This window comes from Streptomyces sp. NPDC001108, from assembly GCF_053598535.1.
Genome location: NZ_JBSFKL010000003.1, coordinates 296,530 through 313,707 on the forward strand (window position 1 = coordinate 296,530; position 17,178 = coordinate 313,707).

Annotated in this window: 17 protein-coding genes; 8 read left to right on the forward strand and 9 right to left on the reverse strand. The window is 73.1% G+C overall.

Annotated elements, in window-relative coordinates; all coding sequences use genetic code 11:
* The 5 genes from ACWC97_RS09880 to ACWC97_RS09900 form a co-directional block, all read right to left on the reverse strand.
* Nucleotides 1-2,136 (reverse strand): bifunctional serine/threonine-protein kinase/ABC transporter substrate-binding protein, encoded by a 2,136-nt coding sequence (locus ACWC97_RS09880; RefSeq protein ID WP_450648494.1) that lies wholly within the window; start codon nucleotides 2,134-2,136, stop codon nucleotides 1-3.
* Between the two features lie 5 nt (nucleotides 2,137-2,141).
* Complete coding sequence (locus ACWC97_RS09885) at nucleotides 2,142-2,969, reverse strand: hypothetical protein (protein ID WP_450648496.1); 828 nt, start codon at nucleotides 2,967-2,969, stop codon at nucleotides 2,142-2,144.
* Between the two features lie 96 nt (nucleotides 2,970-3,065).
* Entirely contained in the window at nucleotides 3,066-3,749 is a 684-nt protein-coding gene (locus ACWC97_RS09890; RefSeq protein WP_352273035.1) for a GNAT family N-acetyltransferase, read from the reverse strand.
* A gap of 150 nt (nucleotides 3,750-3,899) precedes the next feature.
* Nucleotides 3,900-4,793 carry a peptidase S1 gene (locus tag ACWC97_RS09895; protein ID WP_450648498.1) on the reverse strand — a complete coding sequence of 298 codons (894 nt, stop codon included), beginning with the start codon at nucleotides 4,791-4,793 and terminating at the stop codon, nucleotides 3,900-3,902.
* Nucleotides 4,794-4,988: 195 nt separating this feature from the next.
* Entirely contained in the window at nucleotides 4,989-6,053 is a 1,065-nt protein-coding gene (locus ACWC97_RS09900) for a hypothetical protein (RefSeq protein WP_352273037.1), read from the reverse strand.
* 200 nt (nucleotides 6,054-6,253) lie between these two features.
* On the opposite strand from ACWC97_RS09900, the gene ACWC97_RS09905 reads away from it, so the two are divergent.
* The 3 genes from ACWC97_RS09905 to ACWC97_RS09915 are packed head-to-tail and all read left to right on the forward strand — an operon-like array spanning nucleotide 6,254 to nucleotide 7,538.
* Complete coding sequence (locus tag ACWC97_RS09905; RefSeq protein WP_450648500.1) at nucleotides 6,254-6,649, forward strand: ArsR/SmtB family transcription factor; 396 nt, start codon at nucleotides 6,254-6,256, stop codon at nucleotides 6,647-6,649.
* The gene (locus tag ACWC97_RS09910) at nucleotides 6,646-7,188 is read left to right on the forward strand and encodes an SRPBCC family protein (RefSeq protein ID WP_450648502.1); all 543 of its coding nucleotides are present in this window, start codon (nucleotides 6,646-6,648) and stop codon (nucleotides 7,186-7,188) included. The genes ACWC97_RS09905 and ACWC97_RS09910 overlap by 4 nt, the downstream gene beginning before the upstream one ends.
* Nucleotides 7,185-7,538: a VOC family protein gene (locus tag ACWC97_RS09915; RefSeq protein WP_450648504.1), complete on the forward strand. Its 354-nt coding sequence runs from the start codon at nucleotides 7,185-7,187 to the stop codon at nucleotides 7,536-7,538. Before ACWC97_RS09910 ends, ACWC97_RS09915 begins: the two co-directional genes overlap by 4 nt.
* 62 nt (nucleotides 7,539-7,600) lie before the next feature.
* On the opposite strand, the gene ACWC97_RS09920 is transcribed toward ACWC97_RS09915, so the two are convergent.
* Both ACWC97_RS09920 and ACWC97_RS09925 read right to left on the reverse strand, forming a co-directional pair.
* Nucleotides 7,601-8,260, reverse strand: coding sequence for a double zinc ribbon domain-containing protein (locus tag ACWC97_RS09920; protein ID WP_352273041.1), 660 nt, complete (start codon nucleotides 8,258-8,260; stop codon nucleotides 7,601-7,603).
* A gap of 189 nt (nucleotides 8,261-8,449) precedes the next feature.
* A complete protein-coding gene (locus ACWC97_RS09925) occupies nucleotides 8,450-8,968 on the reverse strand; it encodes a winged helix-turn-helix transcriptional regulator (protein ID WP_450648506.1) in 519 nt (172 codons plus the stop codon).
* An 87-nt stretch (nucleotides 8,969-9,055) separates the two neighbouring features.
* Here ACWC97_RS09925 and ACWC97_RS09930 point away from each other — a divergent pair, with 87 nt between their 5' ends.
* Nucleotides 9,056-10,234, forward strand: a complete 1,179-nt coding sequence (locus ACWC97_RS09930; RefSeq protein WP_450648508.1) for an MFS transporter — start codon at nucleotides 9,056-9,058, stop codon at nucleotides 10,232-10,234.
* A 29-nt stretch (nucleotides 10,235-10,263) separates the two neighbouring features.
* Here the strand turns inward: ACWC97_RS09930 and ACWC97_RS09935 are convergent, their stop codons facing one another.
* The gene (locus tag ACWC97_RS09935) at nucleotides 10,264-10,890 is read right to left on the reverse strand and encodes a DJ-1/PfpI family protein (RefSeq protein WP_450648510.1); all 627 of its coding nucleotides are present in this window, start codon (nucleotides 10,888-10,890) and stop codon (nucleotides 10,264-10,266) included.
* A gap of 129 nt (nucleotides 10,891-11,019) precedes the next feature.
* Between ACWC97_RS09935 and ACWC97_RS09940 the strand changes: the two genes are divergently transcribed.
* Entirely contained in the window at nucleotides 11,020-12,357 is a 1,338-nt protein-coding gene (locus ACWC97_RS09940) for an aminotransferase-like domain-containing protein (RefSeq protein ID WP_450648512.1), read from the forward strand.
* 40 nt (nucleotides 12,358-12,397) lie between these two features.
* Here ACWC97_RS09940 and ACWC97_RS09945 read toward each other — a convergent pair whose 3' ends face one another.
* Nucleotides 12,398-12,859, reverse strand: a complete 462-nt coding sequence (locus ACWC97_RS09945) for an ATP-binding protein (RefSeq protein WP_352273046.1) — start codon at nucleotides 12,857-12,859, stop codon at nucleotides 12,398-12,400.
* Between the two features lie 166 nt (nucleotides 12,860-13,025).
* On the opposite strand from ACWC97_RS09945, the gene ACWC97_RS09950 reads away from it, so the two are divergent.
* The 3 genes from ACWC97_RS09950 to ACWC97_RS09960 all read left to right on the forward strand — a co-directional run bounded on the left by ACWC97_RS09950 (nucleotide 13,026) and on the right by ACWC97_RS09960 (nucleotide 16,928).
* Entirely contained in the window at nucleotides 13,026-13,910 is an 885-nt protein-coding gene (locus ACWC97_RS09950; protein ID WP_450648802.1) for a helix-turn-helix domain-containing protein, read from the forward strand.
* Nucleotides 13,907-14,167: a DUF397 domain-containing protein gene (locus ACWC97_RS09955; RefSeq protein WP_450648514.1), complete on the forward strand. Its 261-nt coding sequence runs from the start codon at nucleotides 13,907-13,909 to the stop codon at nucleotides 14,165-14,167. The genes ACWC97_RS09950 and ACWC97_RS09955 overlap by 4 nt, the downstream gene beginning before the upstream one ends.
* A 220-nt stretch (nucleotides 14,168-14,387) precedes the next feature.
* On the forward strand, nucleotides 14,388-16,928 hold the full coding sequence (locus tag ACWC97_RS09960) for a GTPase-associated protein 1-related protein (RefSeq protein WP_450648516.1): 2,541 nt from the start codon (nucleotides 14,388-14,390) through the stop codon (nucleotides 16,926-16,928).
* The last annotated feature ends 250 nt before the right edge of the window (nucleotides 16,929-17,178 follow it).

A 17,178-nucleotide genomic window follows, 5' to 3' on the forward strand; every position in this document is an offset into this window, starting at 1 on the left:
TCAGCTTGTCTTCGTGGGGGCCGGGCCCAGGTAGCGGAAGGCGCCGTCGCGGACGCCGTGGAGGTGGCCGTCGAAGTTCTTCAGCCGGAGTTCCTCTCCGAACGCGTAGGTGCGGGAGATGCCCCGGTACGTGGACGAGGCGATCTTCGCGACCAGCGCGGACCGGGCGGGCGGCCGGTTCTTCCGGGCGAGCGCGGTGACGGCTTCGAGGACCATCCGGGTCGCGTCGTACGCCTCGACGGCCCAGGGGGCGGGGCCGGTGCCGTACTTCGCGCGGTGGGCGGCGGCGAACTCCTTCACGGCGGGCGCGGTGGTGCCGATCCAGGGCGCGACGAACTCCCAGCCCTCGGCGGCGTCCCCGGCCTCCTTCAGGAAGCGGTCGCCGATGGCCGTGTGCATGGCCATGCGCGGGCCCCGGTAGGAGGTGGCGGCGAGCGCCCGCGCGGTGCGGGCGGCCCCGGCCGGGTCCCCGGCGTGGAAGAAGGCGTCGCTGCGGTGCGTGAGCATGTCGTCCACGACCGGGGCGAGGTCGCGGATTCCGGCGGGCACCACGCGCGGGTAGGTGGTGCCGTTCGTGGTGGTGGCGATGGCCTGGTTGAGGTAGAAGCCCGCCAGGTAGGCGGACTGGCCACCGGCCCGGTCGACGAGCACTCCGAGCCGTTGGACGTCGGGCCGGAGCACCAGCCGGTCGCGGATCGGGTAGGCGAGCGCGGGGTCGGGCGGGACGGCCTGGAAGAACGACCTCATCGACCGCACGGCGAAGGTGACCTGCTGGGAGGAGACGGTGACGATCGGCAGCAGCGCCTCGTCGTAGGTGCTGAGCACGGCGGTGGTGACGGGGTCGTCGGTGGGGCCGATGACGGCGAGCACGTCGCGGTCCCGGACGAACCGCTCGGCGGCCCGCTTGCCCTCGGCGGTCCGGCTCCGGTCGTCGGCGGCCTCCACCCGCAGCGCGAACGGCTTGTCCGTACGGGCGTTGAACCGGTCGACGGCGAGCCGCACCCCGCGTTCCTGGGCGCGGCCGATCGCCGCCCGGGGCCCGGACAGGTCGGCCTGTACGCCGATGGCCCAGGTGCGGGGGCCGCTCGCGCCGGAGGCCCCGGTGTCGTCGTCGCGCAACCATTCACGTACGGCGAGGACGCCGCCGCCCGCGACGGCCACCGCTCCGGCACCCGCGAGGAGGATCAGCCCGCGCCGGGACGGGGCGGGGGCGTCCGGGGTGTCGACGCGGGTGGCCTCGATGCCGGGCAGGGCGAGGATCTCGGCCGACCGTTCGGCGATCAGCCGTACGACGTCCTCGGGCAGCCAGTCGACCGAGCCGCCCGGGGCGTCCTCGGTGATCCGCCCGTCGAGCGCGGCGGCGGTGGGGCGGGCGGCCGGGTCCTTGGCGAGCAGATCGGCCAGCAGGGAACGGAGTTCGGGGTCGTCGATCCCGCCGAGGTCGGGTTCCTCGTGGACGGTCCGGTAGAGCAGGGCGTCCACGGCGCCGCTCCCGAACGGCGGCCGCCCGGTCGCGGCGTACGCGAGGAGGCAGCCCAGCGAGAAGACGTCACCGGCGGGCCCGACCGCCGAGGCACCCCGGGCGGCCTGTTCGGGGGCGAGGAAACCGGGCGTTCCCACCACCAGGTCGGCCGCCGTCAGCGCGGTGGCGTCGGTGACCCGGGCGACGCCGAAGTCGATGAGGCGGGGCCCGTCGGCGGCGAGGAGCACGTTGCCGGGTTTGACGTCGCGGTGGACGAGTCCCGCCGCGTGCACCGACGCCAGGGCGCGGGCCAGCAGCCGGCCGAGGACCCGGACGCTGCGGGCGGGCAGCGGGCCGCAGCGGGCGACCGTCTCGGAGAGGGCGGGTCCGGGGACGAACTCGGTGGCCAGCCAGGGCCGTTCCTCCTCCGTGCCGGAGCCGGTCACCTGGACCGCCCAGGGGCTGTCGACCCGGCGGGCGGCCCCGGCCTCGCGGCGGAACCGGAGCCGGAAGTCGGCGTCCCCGGCGTGTTCGGGAAGGATGACCTTGACGGCGGCCAGCGCGCCCCGGGCGTCACGGCCGAGGTAGACGACGCCCATGCCGCCGGCGCCGAGCCGCCCGAGCAGCCGGTGTCCGCCGATCCAGGACGGGTCCGAGGCCCGTAGCTCGTCCATGCCCCTCAGCCCTTCTTCGTGAGGGCGTCGCCCAGCCGGATGAGCATCGCGCTCTGTCCCCGCACCCCGATGTCCATGATCGTGCCCTGCGTCCACCCCTTGGCGCCCTTGGCGGTCACGGCGAAGGTGAACCGGAGGATCCGGTCCTGTTCCCAGAAGTACGGGTGGGGGCCGCCGAGTTCGCTGCTCCGGTACTGCCCGGACTCCATCAGCGTGTCGTCCGAGCTGTTCTGATTGCCCTCGCCCTGGGCCAAGGCGCTCGCGCCGAGTCCGCCGATGAACTCGCCCTGCCGGAGCTGCTGCGTGGGGCAGCGCATCGTCTCCTCCAGCGATTCGGCCATCTCCCACCGGGCGCCGTCGTCGGCGCGGTGGACGGTCATGATCGCGGCGAGCCGCAGCGTCCCCTTGTCCTTGGTCGCGGGTAACTCGAAGGAGCGGGTGAGGGTGGCGAGGATCCCGCGCCCCGGTGGCTGCTGCTGCCATACGCAGTCGGTGTCGAGTACCGGCCAGGTGTCGGGTCCGGACTCGTACGGGGTGCGGGCGACGACGCCGGGGCCGAATTCCTCGGGGCCGGCGATGACCTTCCGGATGAGGGCGAGGGCCGCTTTCCGGGTGGTGGGCAGGCGCGCCGGGTCGGCGTCGACGGCCGGCCCGTCCGTGGCATCGGGCGCCGCCTCCCCGGCGGCGGTCGCGGTGGCACCGGCGGCGGACGGGGACTTCTTCGCACCCCCACCTGCGCCGCCTCCTCCGCACGCGGTCACCAGCAGCAGCACCGCCAGCACCCCGTACCGGCGCCGTCCGCCCCGTCCGCGTCCCGGACCGCCGCGCACCACGATCGACCACCCCCGTATCCCCGAAGTCGCGTCGATCCTATGAGTACGGAAGGGGCGCGACCGGTTCCCGACGGATATGTCGTTCCGTCAAATCCCTTACGGGCGGGGGTCCTTGGCGAGACGGGCGTGCAGGTGCTCATCGTGGTACTCGCCGTCACCGAAGCGGTAGGACTCGCGGAGCACCCCTTCGAAGAGGTAGCCGCAGCGGTCGGCCACCCCGCAGGACGCCGCGTTGCCGACGGCATGGGCGATCTCGACCCGTCGGACGTCGGCGGTGTCGAAGCCCCAGTCCGTGATCGCGGTGACCGCCCGGGTGACGACGCCCCGGCCCCGGGCGGCGGGCAGCAGCAGATAGCCGATCATCGCGAGCCCGTCGGCGCGGTCGGCCCAGCGCAGGGTGGCGCTGCCGAGCACCGCGCCGTCCGTGGCGTCCAGGATGGCGAAGGAGGCGGCCGTGCCCTTCTCCCACCCGTCGTCGCGCGCCTCCACCCAGGTGCGGGCGGCGTCCCGGTCGGTCGCCCGGATGGGGTTCCAGAGGGCGACCATCGGATCGGCGGCGGCGGTCACCAGCGCGTCCAGCACGGCCTCCGATCCGGCGTCCGCCCGGGTCCAGGGGCGCAGCACCACGTCCCCGAGATCGAATGCGGTACGGACGAAGGTCTTGGGGTCGGCGGGGCTCTCGACGGGAGCGGCGTTGTCGGGGCTGTCGGGGCTGTCGGGGCTGTCGGAGGAAGGAGTGGCGTCGGGGAGCTCGGCGGGAACGGCGGAGGAGGCAGTCATGCCCCTCTTCCTACCGAACCATCACCCACCTGACCAGCGATTTTCCGGGGCGCCCACAGGTACGGCCACCGGCGGCGCGACACCGCGCCGCACACCGAAGTCGGCACCGGTGTGCGGCGTGGTGGTGGTCCCGCCGTGCGGGCGCGGGGCTCAGGAGAGCGCCAGCTCCGTCACGTTGTCCGCCTCAAGGACCCAGGTGGCGCTGAGGCCGCCCTCCTTCACCCGGGCGTCGCCGTCGCCCTTGAGGACGCCGATCCGCTTGCCGGAGAGGGCGATCTGGATGGCGTGGTCGTACACGTGCACCCAGGTGGCGCTGAGCCCGCCCTCCTTCACGTGCGCCGTGCCGTCGTCCTTGAGGACGCCGATGCGGTCGCCGGAGAGTTCGAGCTGGGTGACGTCGTCGGCCTCCCGCACCCAGGGGGCACTGAGCCCGCCCTCCTTGACCCAGGCGACCCCGTTGCCGACCAGGACACCGATGCGGTTGCCCGCCAGGTCGATGCCGATGGCGTTCTCCGACTCGCGCACCCAGGAGGCGCTGAGTCCGCCTTCCTTGACCCAGGCGACGCCGTCCCCGGTGATGACGCCGATCCGGTCGCCGGAGAGTTCGAGGTCCTTGACCTTGACGGACTCCTTGACCCAGGCGGCGGAGAGCCCGCCCTCCTTCACGTAGACCTCGCCGTTGTCCTTGAGGACGCCGATCCGCTTGCCGGAGAGGGCGATCCGCTTGACGTCGGTGGCCTCCTTGACCCAGGTGGCGCTGAGGCCCCCCTCCTTGACCCAGGCGACGCCGTCCCCGGTGACGACGCCGATCCGGTCGCCGGAGAGGGTGAGCTGCTTGATGCTCCCCGACTCCTTGACCCAGGCGGCGCTCAGCCCGCCCTCCTTCACCTCGGCGTCACCGTCGACCCGCAGGACGCCGATGCGGTTGCCGCCGTCCCCGGAGACCGTGCCGGGCACCGCACCGGCGGCCGTGGACGAACCGACGAGTCCGGTCGTCGCCAGGACGGCGGTGGCAGCCACGGCGGCGAGAGCATTGCGCTTCATTGGAGCAACTCCTCTGCTCGGATGGCCCCCTTGGGACCGACGAGCGGTGCCCTCGGGGAATGTGAACAATCCGAGACGATCAACGACTGCCGGACCCCGCCGGTACGTGCGCCATTGAGGTGAGCCGGGAGCGCGGGCCCGGCGGCGGTGCGCCGCCGGTGCCGCCGCTCCGCAGCCGGGCCCGCGCCGAACGGGTCAGCCGATGAACCGTACGGCGAGGAACAGCAGGGCGAGTGCGCCGCAGGCCACGGCGGCGATCTGCCAGGACCTCCGCCGCGAGGGGAGCAGGAGTACGTAGGGGGCCCGCGCGGTGGGGACGACGTAGTAGACGCGGTGCGGCTGCGCCGTGACGACGACGCGCGCGAGGGGCAGATAGCGCAGGTCGGCGCGGCGCGCGATCTCCTGGTCGCGCTTCACGAGCTTCGGACGCAGCTCCCGGCCGAGGAGCTTGGCCTGCCGGTCGGGCAGGGGCTTGTCGTCCGTCAGGTCCGTCCGGACCCAGGCGCCCTTCTCGCGCGCGCTCTGCCGGGCGAGGTAGGGGACTCCGAACTCGGGCAGCCTGACCTTGTCGGTGTCCGGACGCCGGGTGATGACGCCCTCCGTCCAGGTCACCGTCCGGCCCTTTCCCTCGCAGCGCCGGTGGGGCACCGTCCCGGCCCGGTCGCAGTCGGGGCAGGCCCGCAGCCCCGCGCCCCGGCAGGTCGGGCACTCCACCGCCCCACGCCCTCGGCACACTCCGCACGCGGCGCCCAGGGCTCCGCAGAGCCTGCACGTGACGCGCTCGTCCTGCTCCCGGGCGGCCCGGCCCTCCGGCGCGCCGGAGCGTTTGCCGGTGCCGTCGCAGCGCAGGCAGCTGTCGTTCCCCTTGCACCCGGTGCAGGGAGTGCGCGGCTCGCAGCGCAGGTCGCCCGCCCCCGAGCAGCGCGGGCACGCGACGGACCCGTTGCCGCAGTCGCAGGACCGGTCGTCGACCGACCCACGGCGGACCAGCCTGAAGGTCTTCTCCTGGGACGGGTCCTGCGGCGGCGGGACGTGGTGGGCGTCGATGGCGGTCTCGAACACCGGCCTGCCCGAGAGGTCCAGGGGCCCGGCGTGGAACCGCTCCTTCTCCGTGCGGCTCTCCACGCAGCGCACGATCTCGCCCTCCAGCAGGCAGTACCAGGTGATCTCGGCCGCGCCGGGCAGTGCGGCGGGAAACTCCTCACCCCGCCCCTTGGTCAACTCCCGCACCGCTCGCAGGACTTCCTCGTCACTCAGCACGTGCCTCTCCGATCCCTTCCACCAGGGCCGCACACCGCGGGCAGCGCAGCTCCGCAAGACCGTACCCACGACCCCACCGGACGGACACACCGAACGGAAAGGCCGCAGGACCGTTCGTACGGATCAGGCCAACACCCGCCCACCAAAGGTTGGTTAAGCAACCTCTTGACTATCCGGGAATCCGTTCCATAGTTAAGAACATGCCTAACCAACAGGTCGATCTGGACCGGGTCTTCCAGGCTCTGGCGGACGCCACCCGCCGGGACATGGTCCAACGCCTGGTCGGGGCCCCGGCCTCGGTCAGCGCGCTGGCCCGGCCCTACGCCATGTCGCTGCCCGCGGTGATGCAGCATCTCCAGGTGCTGGAGGAGTGCGGCCTGGTGCGCTCGGAGAAGGTCGGCCGGGTCCGCACCTGCCGTATCGAGCCGGCCGCGCTGCGCGCCGCGGAGGAGTGGCTCGCCGCCCGGCGCACCGTCTGGGAGCAGCGCCTGGACCGGCTCGGCGACCAGCTGGCCACCGACCCCGCAGCCGACAGCCCCGCCGGCCCCACCGTTCCCGCCGATCCCGCCGACTCCGTACAAGGGACGAGGACATGACCGAACACCGGACCACCCACTCCACCTTCAGCCTCGAACGCCACTACCCGGCCCCGCCCGCCCGTGTGTTCGCCGCCTGGTCCGACCCCCGGTCCAAGGCCGGCTGGTTCTCCGGCGCCGATGCCACGCACGAGCTGGACTTCCGGGTCGGCGGACGCGAGGTCAACCGGGCCCGCCGCGCCGACGGCCGGGAGCTGGTCTTCGAGTCGTGCTACCACGACATCGTCCCGGACCGGCGGCTCGTCTACACCTCCACCCTCAGCGTCGGCGACGAGCTCGCGACGGTGTCCCTGACCACGGTGGAGTTCCACCCCGAGGGCACCGGCACCCGCCTGGTCCTGACCGAGCAGGGCGCCTTCCTGGGCGGCGACGAGGAGCCGGACTGGCGCGAACGGGGAACCGCCACATGGCTCGACGCGTTGGGCACCTTCCTCCGGACCCACGGGCCCGCCGGGGCGGGAGCCGGAACCGGAACCGGAGCCGCGAGCACCCACGGAACACCGGACACACCCGACGGACCTGCGGAGGAAGCACCGTGACGATCCACCGGCTGCTCGCCCAGATGACCGTCACCGACCTGGACGCGGCGACCGCCTGGTACACCGCGCTGCTGGGGCGGGGGCCCGACGCCCGGCCGATGCGCGGCCTGATCGAGTGGCACCTGTCCGACACCTACGGCATCCAGGTCTGGGCCGAGCCCGACCGCGCCGGACACTCGACCGTGGTCCTGGACGAGTCCGATCTGGACGGACGCCTCACCCGGCTCGCGCACGCGGGCATCCGCCACGACGGACCCCGGACCACCGACACCTCGCGCGTCCTGACCCTCACCGACCCGGACGGCAACCGAACCGTATTCGTCGCCCCTCCCGCCCCCGGCGACCACTGATCCCCGGCCTACCGGCCGCACGCGGGCTCCGTGCCCCTCCCGCGCGCGGCCGCCCGTCACCGTTACTGGCGTGAGCCGCACCCCGGGCAGAACGCGGAGCCCTGGGGCACGGCGGCGTGGCACGAGGCGCACTGCGGGGTCTGGGCGAGCCGGTGGCCGCACCCGGGGCAGAAGGCGCCGCCATGGGTCTCGGCGCGGCACTGCGGGCAGACCAACTGCCGGGCCGCGCGGGTGTCGTAGCCCTGCCCGGCGTTCTGTCCGACGGCGTAGGCACTGTCCGAGACGGAGTCGTTGAGCCCCCGGCGGCGGGCGGCCTCCGCCTCGGCGGCGGTGTCGGGGGCGCACTGGAGGCAGAGCCCCAGCTCGGCGTTCCAGCACCGCCCGCAGTCGTACGAGGTGCAGCGGGGGCAGCGGTTGAAGTGCCCGTGGGCGTTGTCGATCGCCCGCCGGAACGCCGCGTCCCGCGAACTTCCCCAGGTCGCACCGGCGAGGCCGTCGGCCGCGTTGTTGATCGTGTTGGCGCCGCTGCCGAGCAGGCTGAAGGCGGCGCTGACGCCCTTGCCTATCCAGCCGGCCGCCTGGCCCGATCTGAACGGTTCGAAGGGTGAGCGCCAGGTGTCCGAACACCGCTGGCACCGGAACTCGAACTGGAAGCCCGCGCCGGTGCCGTGCTGCTGCGACAGGTCGCTGTAGTTGTTGCTGAAGTAGATTTCGTCGGCCACGTCTTGAACCTCTGAGCCCTCGCGTCGGTGGGTCGTCCTCAGAGGTCATGATGGCAACCGTCGATCGCGGTGGGACACCTGTCGGGTCATGGTTCGGTAAATGCGACCGGCCCGCGACCGCCGCCGGGTCCGCCCCCGGCCGGGACACCGGAGCCGACCGGGGGCGGCGGTCACACCGGCCCCCGTCCCCTACCGAACCTTCCGCACCCGCGTGGTCCCGGTGCTGAGAGGGGTGCCGTCGGCGCCGGTCGCCGTGACCTCCGGAACCGGGGCGCCGTGCTCGTCGACCAGGGTGGAGCGGGGCTCGCCGGGAGCGAAGGCGTGGCGTTCGCCCCACTGCCGCAGCGCGAGGACGACGAGGAAGAGGTCGTGCCCGGCATCGGTGAGCACGTACTCCTGACGACGGCCCGACGCCGCCGTGCGCTGGGCGAGGACTCCGTGAGCGGTGAGCTTGCGGAGGCGGTCGGTGAGGATGTTGCGGGCCACGCCGGTGCGCCGGTGGAACTCGGTGAACGAGCGGGCCCCGTCCATCGCGTCCCGGACGACGAGCAGGCTCCACCGGTCCCCGACGAGATCGAGCGCGCGGGCGACCGGACATTCGGGGTCGGTCCAGTCGGGCCGAGCCCCATCCGGCCCGCCGGCCCGGTCCGATTCCAGGCCCGGAGCGCGGTCCGGGTTCGCGGCAGGCGTACTGCTGGCGCGCGACATGACACCTCCCGTTTGGTTGCGAATCAAAACCATCATGCCGTACGGTCCGATCGGTTGCATTTCACTACCGATCGGGGTTGAGGCGTGATGGGCACAGGACGGCGCATGCTGTTGGCGCTGGTGTGCGGGGTCGCCGTGGCGAGCATCTACGCGGCGCAGCCGGTACTGGAACAGATGGGGCACGACCTGGGCGTTCCGGCGGAGCTCACCGGGTGGATCGTGGCGACCGGCCAGTTCGGTTATCTGGCCGGGCTGGTGCTGCTGGTTCCGCTCGGCGACGTGGTCGACCGGCGGCGGCTGATCGCCGCGCATCTGGCGGTCACGGCCGCGGGCCTGCTCCTGACGGCCTCGGCGTGGGGGGCCTGGCCGGCCTTCGCCGGGCTGGCGGTGTCGGGGCTGTTCGCGGTGGTGGTGCAGACCACGGTGGCGTACGCCGCGTCGGTCTCGTCACCCGCCGAACGCGGGCGCACCATCGGGACGGTGACGTCGGGCGTCGTCATCGGCATCCTGGGCGCCCGGGTGGTCACCGGGGCGCTGGCCCAGCTCTGGAGCTGGCGGTACGTGTACGTCGTGCTCGCGGCCCTGTCGCTCGGGCTCGCCGCGCTCGTCCTCGCCGTACTGCCGCCGGAGCGGCGCGGGCACCGGCCCACGGGGTACCGCCGGGCGGTCGGTTCGCTCGGCGGGCTGGTCCGGCAGCGCGTCTTCCTGACCCGGGGGCTCATCGCGTTCTTCCTGTTCGCCTCGTTCGGGACGCTGTGGAGCGGGCTCGCGCTGCCACTGGCGGGCGCGCCGTGGCAGTTGGGCGAGAGCCGGATCGGGCTGTTCGGCCTGGTGGGGCTCGTCGGCGCGCTCGGCGCGGCACGCGCGGGGCGGTGGGCGGACAGCGGGCGGGCGGGGCGGGTCACGGGGATCGCGCTCGCCCTGCTGATCGTCTCGTGGGCCGCGATCGGGCAGTTGGCGTGGACGCTGTGGCTGCCGGTCGTCGGGATCGTGCTTCTCGACTTCGCGGTCCAGGCCGTGCACGTGAGCAACCAGCATCTGCTCACCACCGCGCATCCGGACCGGATCAGCGGTGTCATCGGCAGCTACATGGTCTTCTACTCGCTCGGCTCCGCCCTCGGCGCCGCCGCGACCACCGCCGTCTTCACCGCCCACGGCTGGGCGGCGTCCAGCCTCCTCGGCGCCGGGTTCGCGGCCTGCGCCCTGGCCGTCTGGGCGGCCGACCGACGACGCCCCCTCGGGGAGCCGTCACCGGCCTCGGCGTGACCGGAACACACGAGTGGTACGCCGGGAGATCACCGCCCGCCGCCCACCACCGCGGCGGGCAGGTACGGGTCGATGTTGCGCCGGGCGCGCTCGACGTACTCCTCCTTCTCGCCGACCGGGGCGACGTAGTGCAGCGCGTCCCGGGCGGCCTCGTCGCCCTTGAGGCGGGCGATGATCCAGGCGGCGAGGTAGTGCGAGGCCAGGCAGCCACCGGCGGTCGCGATATTGCCCTCGGCGTGGAAGGGCTGGTCGAGCACTTCGACACCGGCGGCGACCACCCAGGGCCGGGTGGTCAGGTCGGTGCAGGCCGGGATGGAGCCGAGCAGACCGAGCCGGGCCAGCACGAGCGCGCCGGAGCACTGCGCCGCGACGAGTTGGCGCGAGGGGTCCAGTCCGCGCAGGACGTCCATGATCGCCGGGTCCTCGACGACCTCGCGGGTGGCGATGCCGCTGCCGACCACGACGGCGTCGGCGGCACACGCCTCCTCAAGGCTGGACATCTGCTCGACGACCACGCCGTTCATCGAGGTCACCTTCGGGCTCGGGGTGGCGAGGGTGACGCGCCAGTCGTCGGCCTTGACCCGGTTGAGCACTCCGAGCGCGATCAGGGAGTCGAGTTCGTTGTAGCCCTCGAAGGTGAGGATGGCGATGTGCACGGCGGCTGCCCTTCCTGGCGGACGGTTCCCGGATCGGACGGACCCCGGGGCGGGGGTGTGTCCCGAGCCCCGACCGTAGGGCCCCGCACGCAGGACAGTCGAAGAATTGTCCTGCATACAATCCGGCACATGACAGCTTCGCGGTACAAATCGCTGGTCGACGCGTTCGCCCGCGAGATCCGGGCCGGGCGGCTCGCCGCAGGGGCACGGTTGCCGACCCATCGCGCCCTCGCCGCCCGCGAGGGCATCGCCGTGGTGACCGCGACCCGGGTCTACGCGGAGCTGGAGGCCATGGGCCTGGTGAGCCGGGAGCAGGGCCGGGGCACGTTCGTCCGCGACATCGCGGTCCCCGCCGGTCACGGCATCGACCAGCAGGTGGTCGCCACGGACGCGGTCGACCTCAACTTCAACTACCCGTCGCTGCCCGGCCAGGCCGACCTCCTCCGGCAGGCGCTGCGCGAGGTGGCCACCTCCGGCGATCTCGAATCGCTGCTCCGCTACCAGCCGCACGCCGGGCGCCCCCAGGACAGGGCCTCGATCGCCCGGCATCTGGGGCGCCGTGGCATCACCACGGACGCGGACCGCGTCCTCCTCACCAACGGCGCGCAGCACGGCCTGGCCGTCACCGTCATGGCCGCGCTCGACGCGGGTGACGTCGTCGCGGTCGACGCCCTCACCTACCCGGGGTTCAAGGTGCTCGCCCACGCCCTCCGCCTCGACCTGGCGCCCGTCCCCGTCACCGCCGAAGGGCCGGATCTCGACGCCCTCGAAGAGCTGTGCGCGTCACGCCCGGTCCGCGCGGTGTACACCATGCCCACCCTGCACAACCCGCTGGGCTGGGTCATGCCGTCGCCGGACCGGGCCCGCCTGGCCGAGATCGCCCGGCGGTACGGTCCGCTGCTGATCGAGGACGCCTCGTACGCCTATCTGGTGGCGGACCCGCCACCGCCCCTGGCCGCGCTCGCCCCGGACGTCACGGTCCACGTCTCGGGGCTGTCCAAGAGCGTCGCCACCGGTCTCCGGGTCGGTTTCGTCGTGTCCCCGCCCGCCCTGGTGCCCGCGCTCGAACGCGCGATCCGGGCGACCACCTGGAACACCCCCGCCCTCACCACCGCGATCGTCGGCCGCTGGCTCGACGACGGCACGGTGGACCGCCTGGAGGCGCTGAAACGGGACGACGCCCGGACCCGCCAGGCCATCGCCCGGCGGGAGTTGGCCGGCCTCCCCCTCGTCGGCCACCCCTCGTCCTACTTCGTCTGGCTGCCGCTGCCCGACGACGCGCGCGCCGACCGCCTCACCGCCGCCCTCGCCCGTCAGCACATCTCGGTGTCCACGGCCGAACCGTTCACCACCTCGACGCACCCGCCCCAGGCGATCCGCCTCGCCCTGGGCTCGACCGATCCGGACAGCCTCCGGTCCACCCTGCGCACGGTGCGGCGCATGGCCGTCGAGGACGCCTTCGGCTGACCCGGCGGGCCGAGCCCGAGGGCGCCCCCGCGCCACCTCCTCAGTGCGCGACGTCCAGCTCCACGCGGACCGTCTTGCCCGGCTTCCGGTCCAGCACGGTCCAGCGGTCGGCGAGCGCGTCGACGAGGACGAGCCCCCGCCCACTGTCCGCGTCGACCGCCGGCGGGACCAACCCCACCGGCCCCGGAGGACGTTCCTCGCCCCGGGTGTCGCTGACCTCGATCCGCAGAACTCCCCGCGCGCCGCCGACCGCCGGGGAGTGGCGCAGCCTCAGTTCGAAACCCCGTCCGGCCACCCGGCCGTGGGTCGCCGCGTTGGCCGCGAGCTCGGCGACGATCAGTTCGGCCGCATCCGAAGCGTGACTGCGGTACGGGATGCCCCAGTCGTGCAGCACGTTCAAGGCGAGCCGGCGGGCGAGCCTCGCCCCGCGCGGCGTGGAGCTGAAGGGTTGCACGAACACACGTACGGTGATGGGGTGTTCGGAGTTGGCGAGTGCTTCCATGCCCCCACCCTGACCCCCGGCACCCCTCCGGACCAGCCACGGAACTCGTACGCTCCGTCAGCGTACGAGTACATACGGTGGACAGTAGGGGTAACGTTCCGTGACCATGGGCGAGTTGTCTGCCGGTAGCGGCACGGAGTACGACGAGCACGGAGGTGGCCGGGGCATGACGGACGGCATCGAAATGGCGGACGGGGCGGCGGGTACGGGTCCGGAGCCGGAGCTCTCCACGAGGTCGGGCTCCGAGCCCGAGCCCTCGGAGAGCCTGAGGATCTTCGGCACGGTGGTCAAGGGCTTCCGCAAGAGGGCCGGGCTGACCCAGGAGGAGTACGCGCCGATGGTGCGGTACTCGAAACCGACCGTCTCCTCCATCGAACAGGGCCGCAGATTCCCGCCGTTGCCCTATGTCGAGCGCTCCGAGAACCTGCTGGACGCACGCGGCATCATCAGGGCGGCCGCGGCCCAGCTGACCCGGCGGCCGGGCATCGCCAACTGGTTCCGGCAGTGGGCGATGCTGGAGACGGAGGCGATCAACCTCTACACGTACGAATGCCGCCTGATCCCGGGGCTGCTCCAGTCCGAGACGTACGCGCGGACGCTGTTCCTCAACCAGCTCCCGATGCTCGGAGAGGAGCAGATCGAACGGCAGTTGACGGCTCGGATGGAGCGTCAGCAACTGCTGCGCGAGCGGATCGGCACCAACTACTGCTTCATCCTCGAAGAGCACATCTTTCTGCGCCGCCTGGGCGGCACGCGGGTACTCCGGGAGGCGATCGACCATGTGCTCGACCTCGCCGAGCTGCGCAATGTGGAGATCCAGATCATCCCGCAGGCCCGCGAGAGCCACGCGGGCCTGGACGGACCGATCCAGCTGCTGGAGACGCCGGACCACAAGTGGTTCGGCTACGGCGAGGGACAGAAGTCCAGCCAGCTCCACGTCGACCCGTCGGTGGTCAGCGTGCTCCAGATGCGGTATGCCAAGATGCGATCACAGTCCCACACCCCCGAAGAATCCGTGGGTCTGCTGCGGCAGATGCGAGGAGCGCTATGAGCACCACCACCTCAGATCTTTCCTGGTTCAAGAGCAGCTACAGCGGCGGCGACGGCGACTCCTGCGTCGAAGTCGCGCTCGCCTGGCACAAGTCCAGCTACAGCGGCGGGTCCGGCGACGACTGCGTGGAGGTCGCCACCTGCCCCACCACCGTCCACGTCCGGGACTCCAAGGTCGAGCAGGGCCCCGAGCTCGCCCTGTCCCCCGCCGCTTGGACCGGCTTCGTGACGTACGCGACCGGAGCCGCGCTCGTCTGACGCACCATCGGCGCACCGTGCCGCGTACCGGACCTGTTCCGGTGCGCGGCACAGCCGTTCCCTGGTTCTCCTGGGGCGCGCGGAGGGGGCGTACGCCTTGATAGCGTCGCCCCCACGACTGCGGTTCGTGCTTCCCGCCGGGGTCGGTCGCCGTGCGCCTACGGTCCGCCCCTGGGGGCACGGGGAAGTCTGCGGCAAGGACGAAAAAAGGGCCCGACGCATGAGTCTCGCGCAGCTCCACTACACCTCTTCCCCTGCTGTTCCTTCCGCTCCTTCCGCAGACGACGGGGGCGGCAGCGGCGCACACTTCACCGCCGTCAGCGCCGGACTGCCCACGCCGGTACTGGCCGAGGCCGAACAGCTCCTCGGCTACGAGCCGCCCGCCGGCACCCCGCCCCGACCCAGCTCCGACCAACTCCGCTCCCTGCCCGAGGCGTTGAGCTTCAGCGTGCTGGTCGACGGCGGGCACCTGCTGGCCCGTACGGTCGCGTACACCGGTCCCGGGACAGTCGGTTCCGGGACCACTGGTTCCGGGTCAACCGGTTCCGGGGGCATCGGCTCCGGGGGCATCGGCTTCCACGCGCACGCGGTGCACCTCCCGGCCGGTACGCGACTGCCGGGCGGCGCGCTGCCGATCACCGCATGGCGTTCGCCGGGCTGGGCCTCCACCCCGCCCCGGGGCGGGGTCCCCGAGCGAATATCCGCGCTGCCCGCCTCCGCCGCCTCCGGACCGGAGGCGCTGAACGACTTCGCCGTCTCCCGGAGCCCCTGGCTCGCGGCGGTCTTCGCCGACCTGCGGCGGGTCTGCTCCGGCGGGCCGGACGCCGGGCGGCTGGTGCTGGTGGAGCGGCACAGTGCGGACGTGGCCCGGTGGATCGCCCTCGCCTCGGCCGTGCTGCCGCCGGACGACGCGCACCGGCTGACGTTCACGACGTACACCCGCCACCCGGCGCAGGCCCCGCACCAGGTCGTCGGCGTCCTGCCCGAGGACGCGCCGGGGAGCGGCGGTTCGCCGTCCCTGCTGGTGCACGACTGCGCCGGTGCCCGGCCCGCCGCGCCGGTGGACGACGCCTGGGCCGAGACCTGCGCCCGGATCTGGCGCAACCGCTCCCCCGAGCTGTTCCGGACGGCGGCCGAACTGCCCGGCGGCCCCTTCGCCGCCGGTCCGCTCGCCGTGACGGCGCTCTGCGCGGGCGTCCCCCTCGGATCGGCCGAACGGGCAGCGGCGGCGACCTGGGCGGCGGAACGGCCGTACGCACTCGACGAGGAACGCACCCACCGCCTCACCGACGCGCTGACCGACCCCGAAATCGACCGCACCCCGGCCGAACTCACCGCCGTGGCAAGCCTGTTGACCGCACTCGACGGCCGCGCCCCGGCCGGGGTGACGGCTTCCCTGGGCGCCCTGCTGGTGACGGAAGCGGTCTACGGGAACGGGCTCACCGTCACACCCCCGGGGCGCTCGGTCTTCACCGGGCCGGGCGGGGAACCCGTCGCGGCGGCCCTCGTCGAGGCGGTCGGCGACGACCTCCGCACCGAACTGGCCACCGGCGCGGCGCTCACCGCCCCGGCCGCAGCCCCCGGGCACGGCGTGGGCCGCACCGTGCAACTCCTGCGCATCGCCCGGCTGCTCGACGTCGACTGCGCCGACCTGCTCCCCGGGGTCGTACGCCGACTGGCGCGGGCGCTGCGGGACGGGGGCGCGGGCGACTGCGGGCAGGTGCTGCTGGACCTGCTGGACGAGCAGTTCGACATCCGCACCGCGCTCCTCGGCGAACTGGACCGGATCACCACGGAGCACCCGACCGCGACCGAACGGCTCCTCACCGAGGTCGCCCTGCCGTTCACCGGAGCCCAGGCCCTCCCCCACCTGCGGATGTGCGCGGCGGCGGCCGAGGCACGGACGCGCGGCGGCGACGACCGGGTCAAGGCGCTGAACTCCGTACTCCGCGCGGGTGGCATGTCCCCGTTCACCGAGCCGCTGGTGCTGCGTACGGCGATGGGGCTGGTCTGGGACGGGTCCGCACCCACGGCGGCCGAGGCCCGGCAACTCCTGGCCGCGAGCACCTCCGACGCCCACCGCACGGCCGGCACCTGGTCCGCGCTCGTCGCGGCGGCCCTCGGCGCCCCCGCCGACGACCCGGACGCCCCGGAACTGGCCCCGGACCTGCTGCGCGGCTTCCCCCAGGAGATCGACGCCCGCACCCGCCACGCCCTGCAACTCCTGGATTTCGCCCGCAACCTCCGGTCGGGGTCGGCGGACCCGGGCTGGACGGAGGAGGCGCTGCGCCTCTCCGCCGCAGCGGACCCGGTGGAACCCGGCGTACGGGAACAGGCATACGGTGCCCTGGCCGAGCGCCTACTCGCCCCGGACCGCCCCGAGGCCGAGCTGTACGCCTTCGTCCACACCGCGACCCCGGACCTCGTCGCAGCCTACGGCCGAGCCGCCCGCCGGCCCACGATCTCCGCCCGTCTGCGCTCCGAACCCGCCTACACCGCCGACTGCTTCACCGTCTGGACCTCCCACCCCCACGCGGGCGACGCCTGGACCACGACCAGAACGGCCCTCTTGGAGGAGGTGCTGCGCCCGGTCGTCCGCACCCTGCCCCCGGAAGAACTCGCGGCAGTCGAAGAGGCCGCCACCCACGCGGGCAGCACCCGCACAGCGGAAGCCTTCCGCTCCTGGAACAAGTCGACCGGCAGCCTCCGCAGGCGCATCGGCAACCGGATCGCGGCCCGGGTGCGGCGGGTTTCTTCCTGAGGACCGCCCCGAGGACGTCCTCCTTCGCCTCTTGGGGTCACCACGACGTGCACCGGCGCCCGACCGGCTCACCCGTTCACGAAGAAGCCCATGACCACCACGTTCGCCCCCCTGGGGATGGGGGCGCCACGCGAACCCGCTGTGACGTGGGGCACATATTCCTTTGTGATAGTTGCGCGATTCCCGGCTTTTGTTGATCTTGGCAAATTGGCTGCGGGCCCACAAAACTGTCGACCCGTCGCAGCCACGA

What these genes read in the sequence shown, in the direction of transcription:
- ACWC97_RS09880 (WP_450648494.1), bottom strand. Translation starts at nt 2,136, where the DNA reads ATGGACGAGCTACGGGCCTCGGACCCGTCCTGGATCGGCGGACACCGG.
- ACWC97_RS09890 (WP_352273035.1), bottom strand. Translation starts at nt 3,749, where the DNA reads ATGACTGCCTCCTCCGCCGTTCCCGCCGAGCTCCCCGACGCCACTCCT.
- ACWC97_RS09895 (WP_450648498.1), bottom strand. Translation starts at nt 4,793, where the DNA reads ATGAAGCGCAATGCTCTCGCCGCCGTGGCTGCCACCGCCGTCCTGGCG.
- ACWC97_RS09905 (WP_450648500.1), top strand. Translation starts at nt 6,254, where the DNA reads ATGCCTAACCAACAGGTCGATCTGGACCGGGTCTTCCAGGCTCTGGCG.
- ACWC97_RS09910 (WP_450648502.1), top strand. Translation starts at nt 6,646, where the DNA reads ATGACCGAACACCGGACCACCCACTCCACCTTCAGCCTCGAACGCCAC.
- ACWC97_RS09925 (WP_450648506.1), bottom strand. Translation starts at nt 8,968, where the DNA reads ATGTCGCGCGCCAGCAGTACGCCTGCCGCGAACCCGGACCGCGCTCCG.
- ACWC97_RS09930 (WP_450648508.1), top strand. Translation starts at nt 9,056, where the DNA reads ATGGGCACAGGACGGCGCATGCTGTTGGCGCTGGTGTGCGGGGTCGCC.
- ACWC97_RS09940 (WP_450648512.1), top strand. Translation starts at nt 11,020, where the DNA reads ATGACAGCTTCGCGGTACAAATCGCTGGTCGACGCGTTCGCCCGCGAG.
- ACWC97_RS09945 (WP_352273046.1), bottom strand. Translation starts at nt 12,859, where the DNA reads ATGGAAGCACTCGCCAACTCCGAACACCCCATCACCGTACGTGTGTTC.
- ACWC97_RS09950 (WP_450648802.1), top strand. Translation starts at nt 13,026, where the DNA reads ATGACGGACGGCATCGAAATGGCGGACGGGGCGGCGGGTACGGGTCCG.
- ACWC97_RS09955 (WP_450648514.1), top strand. Translation starts at nt 13,907, where the DNA reads ATGAGCACCACCACCTCAGATCTTTCCTGGTTCAAGAGCAGCTACAGC.
- ACWC97_RS09960 (WP_450648516.1), top strand. Translation starts at nt 14,388, where the DNA reads ATGAGTCTCGCGCAGCTCCACTACACCTCTTCCCCTGCTGTTCCTTCC.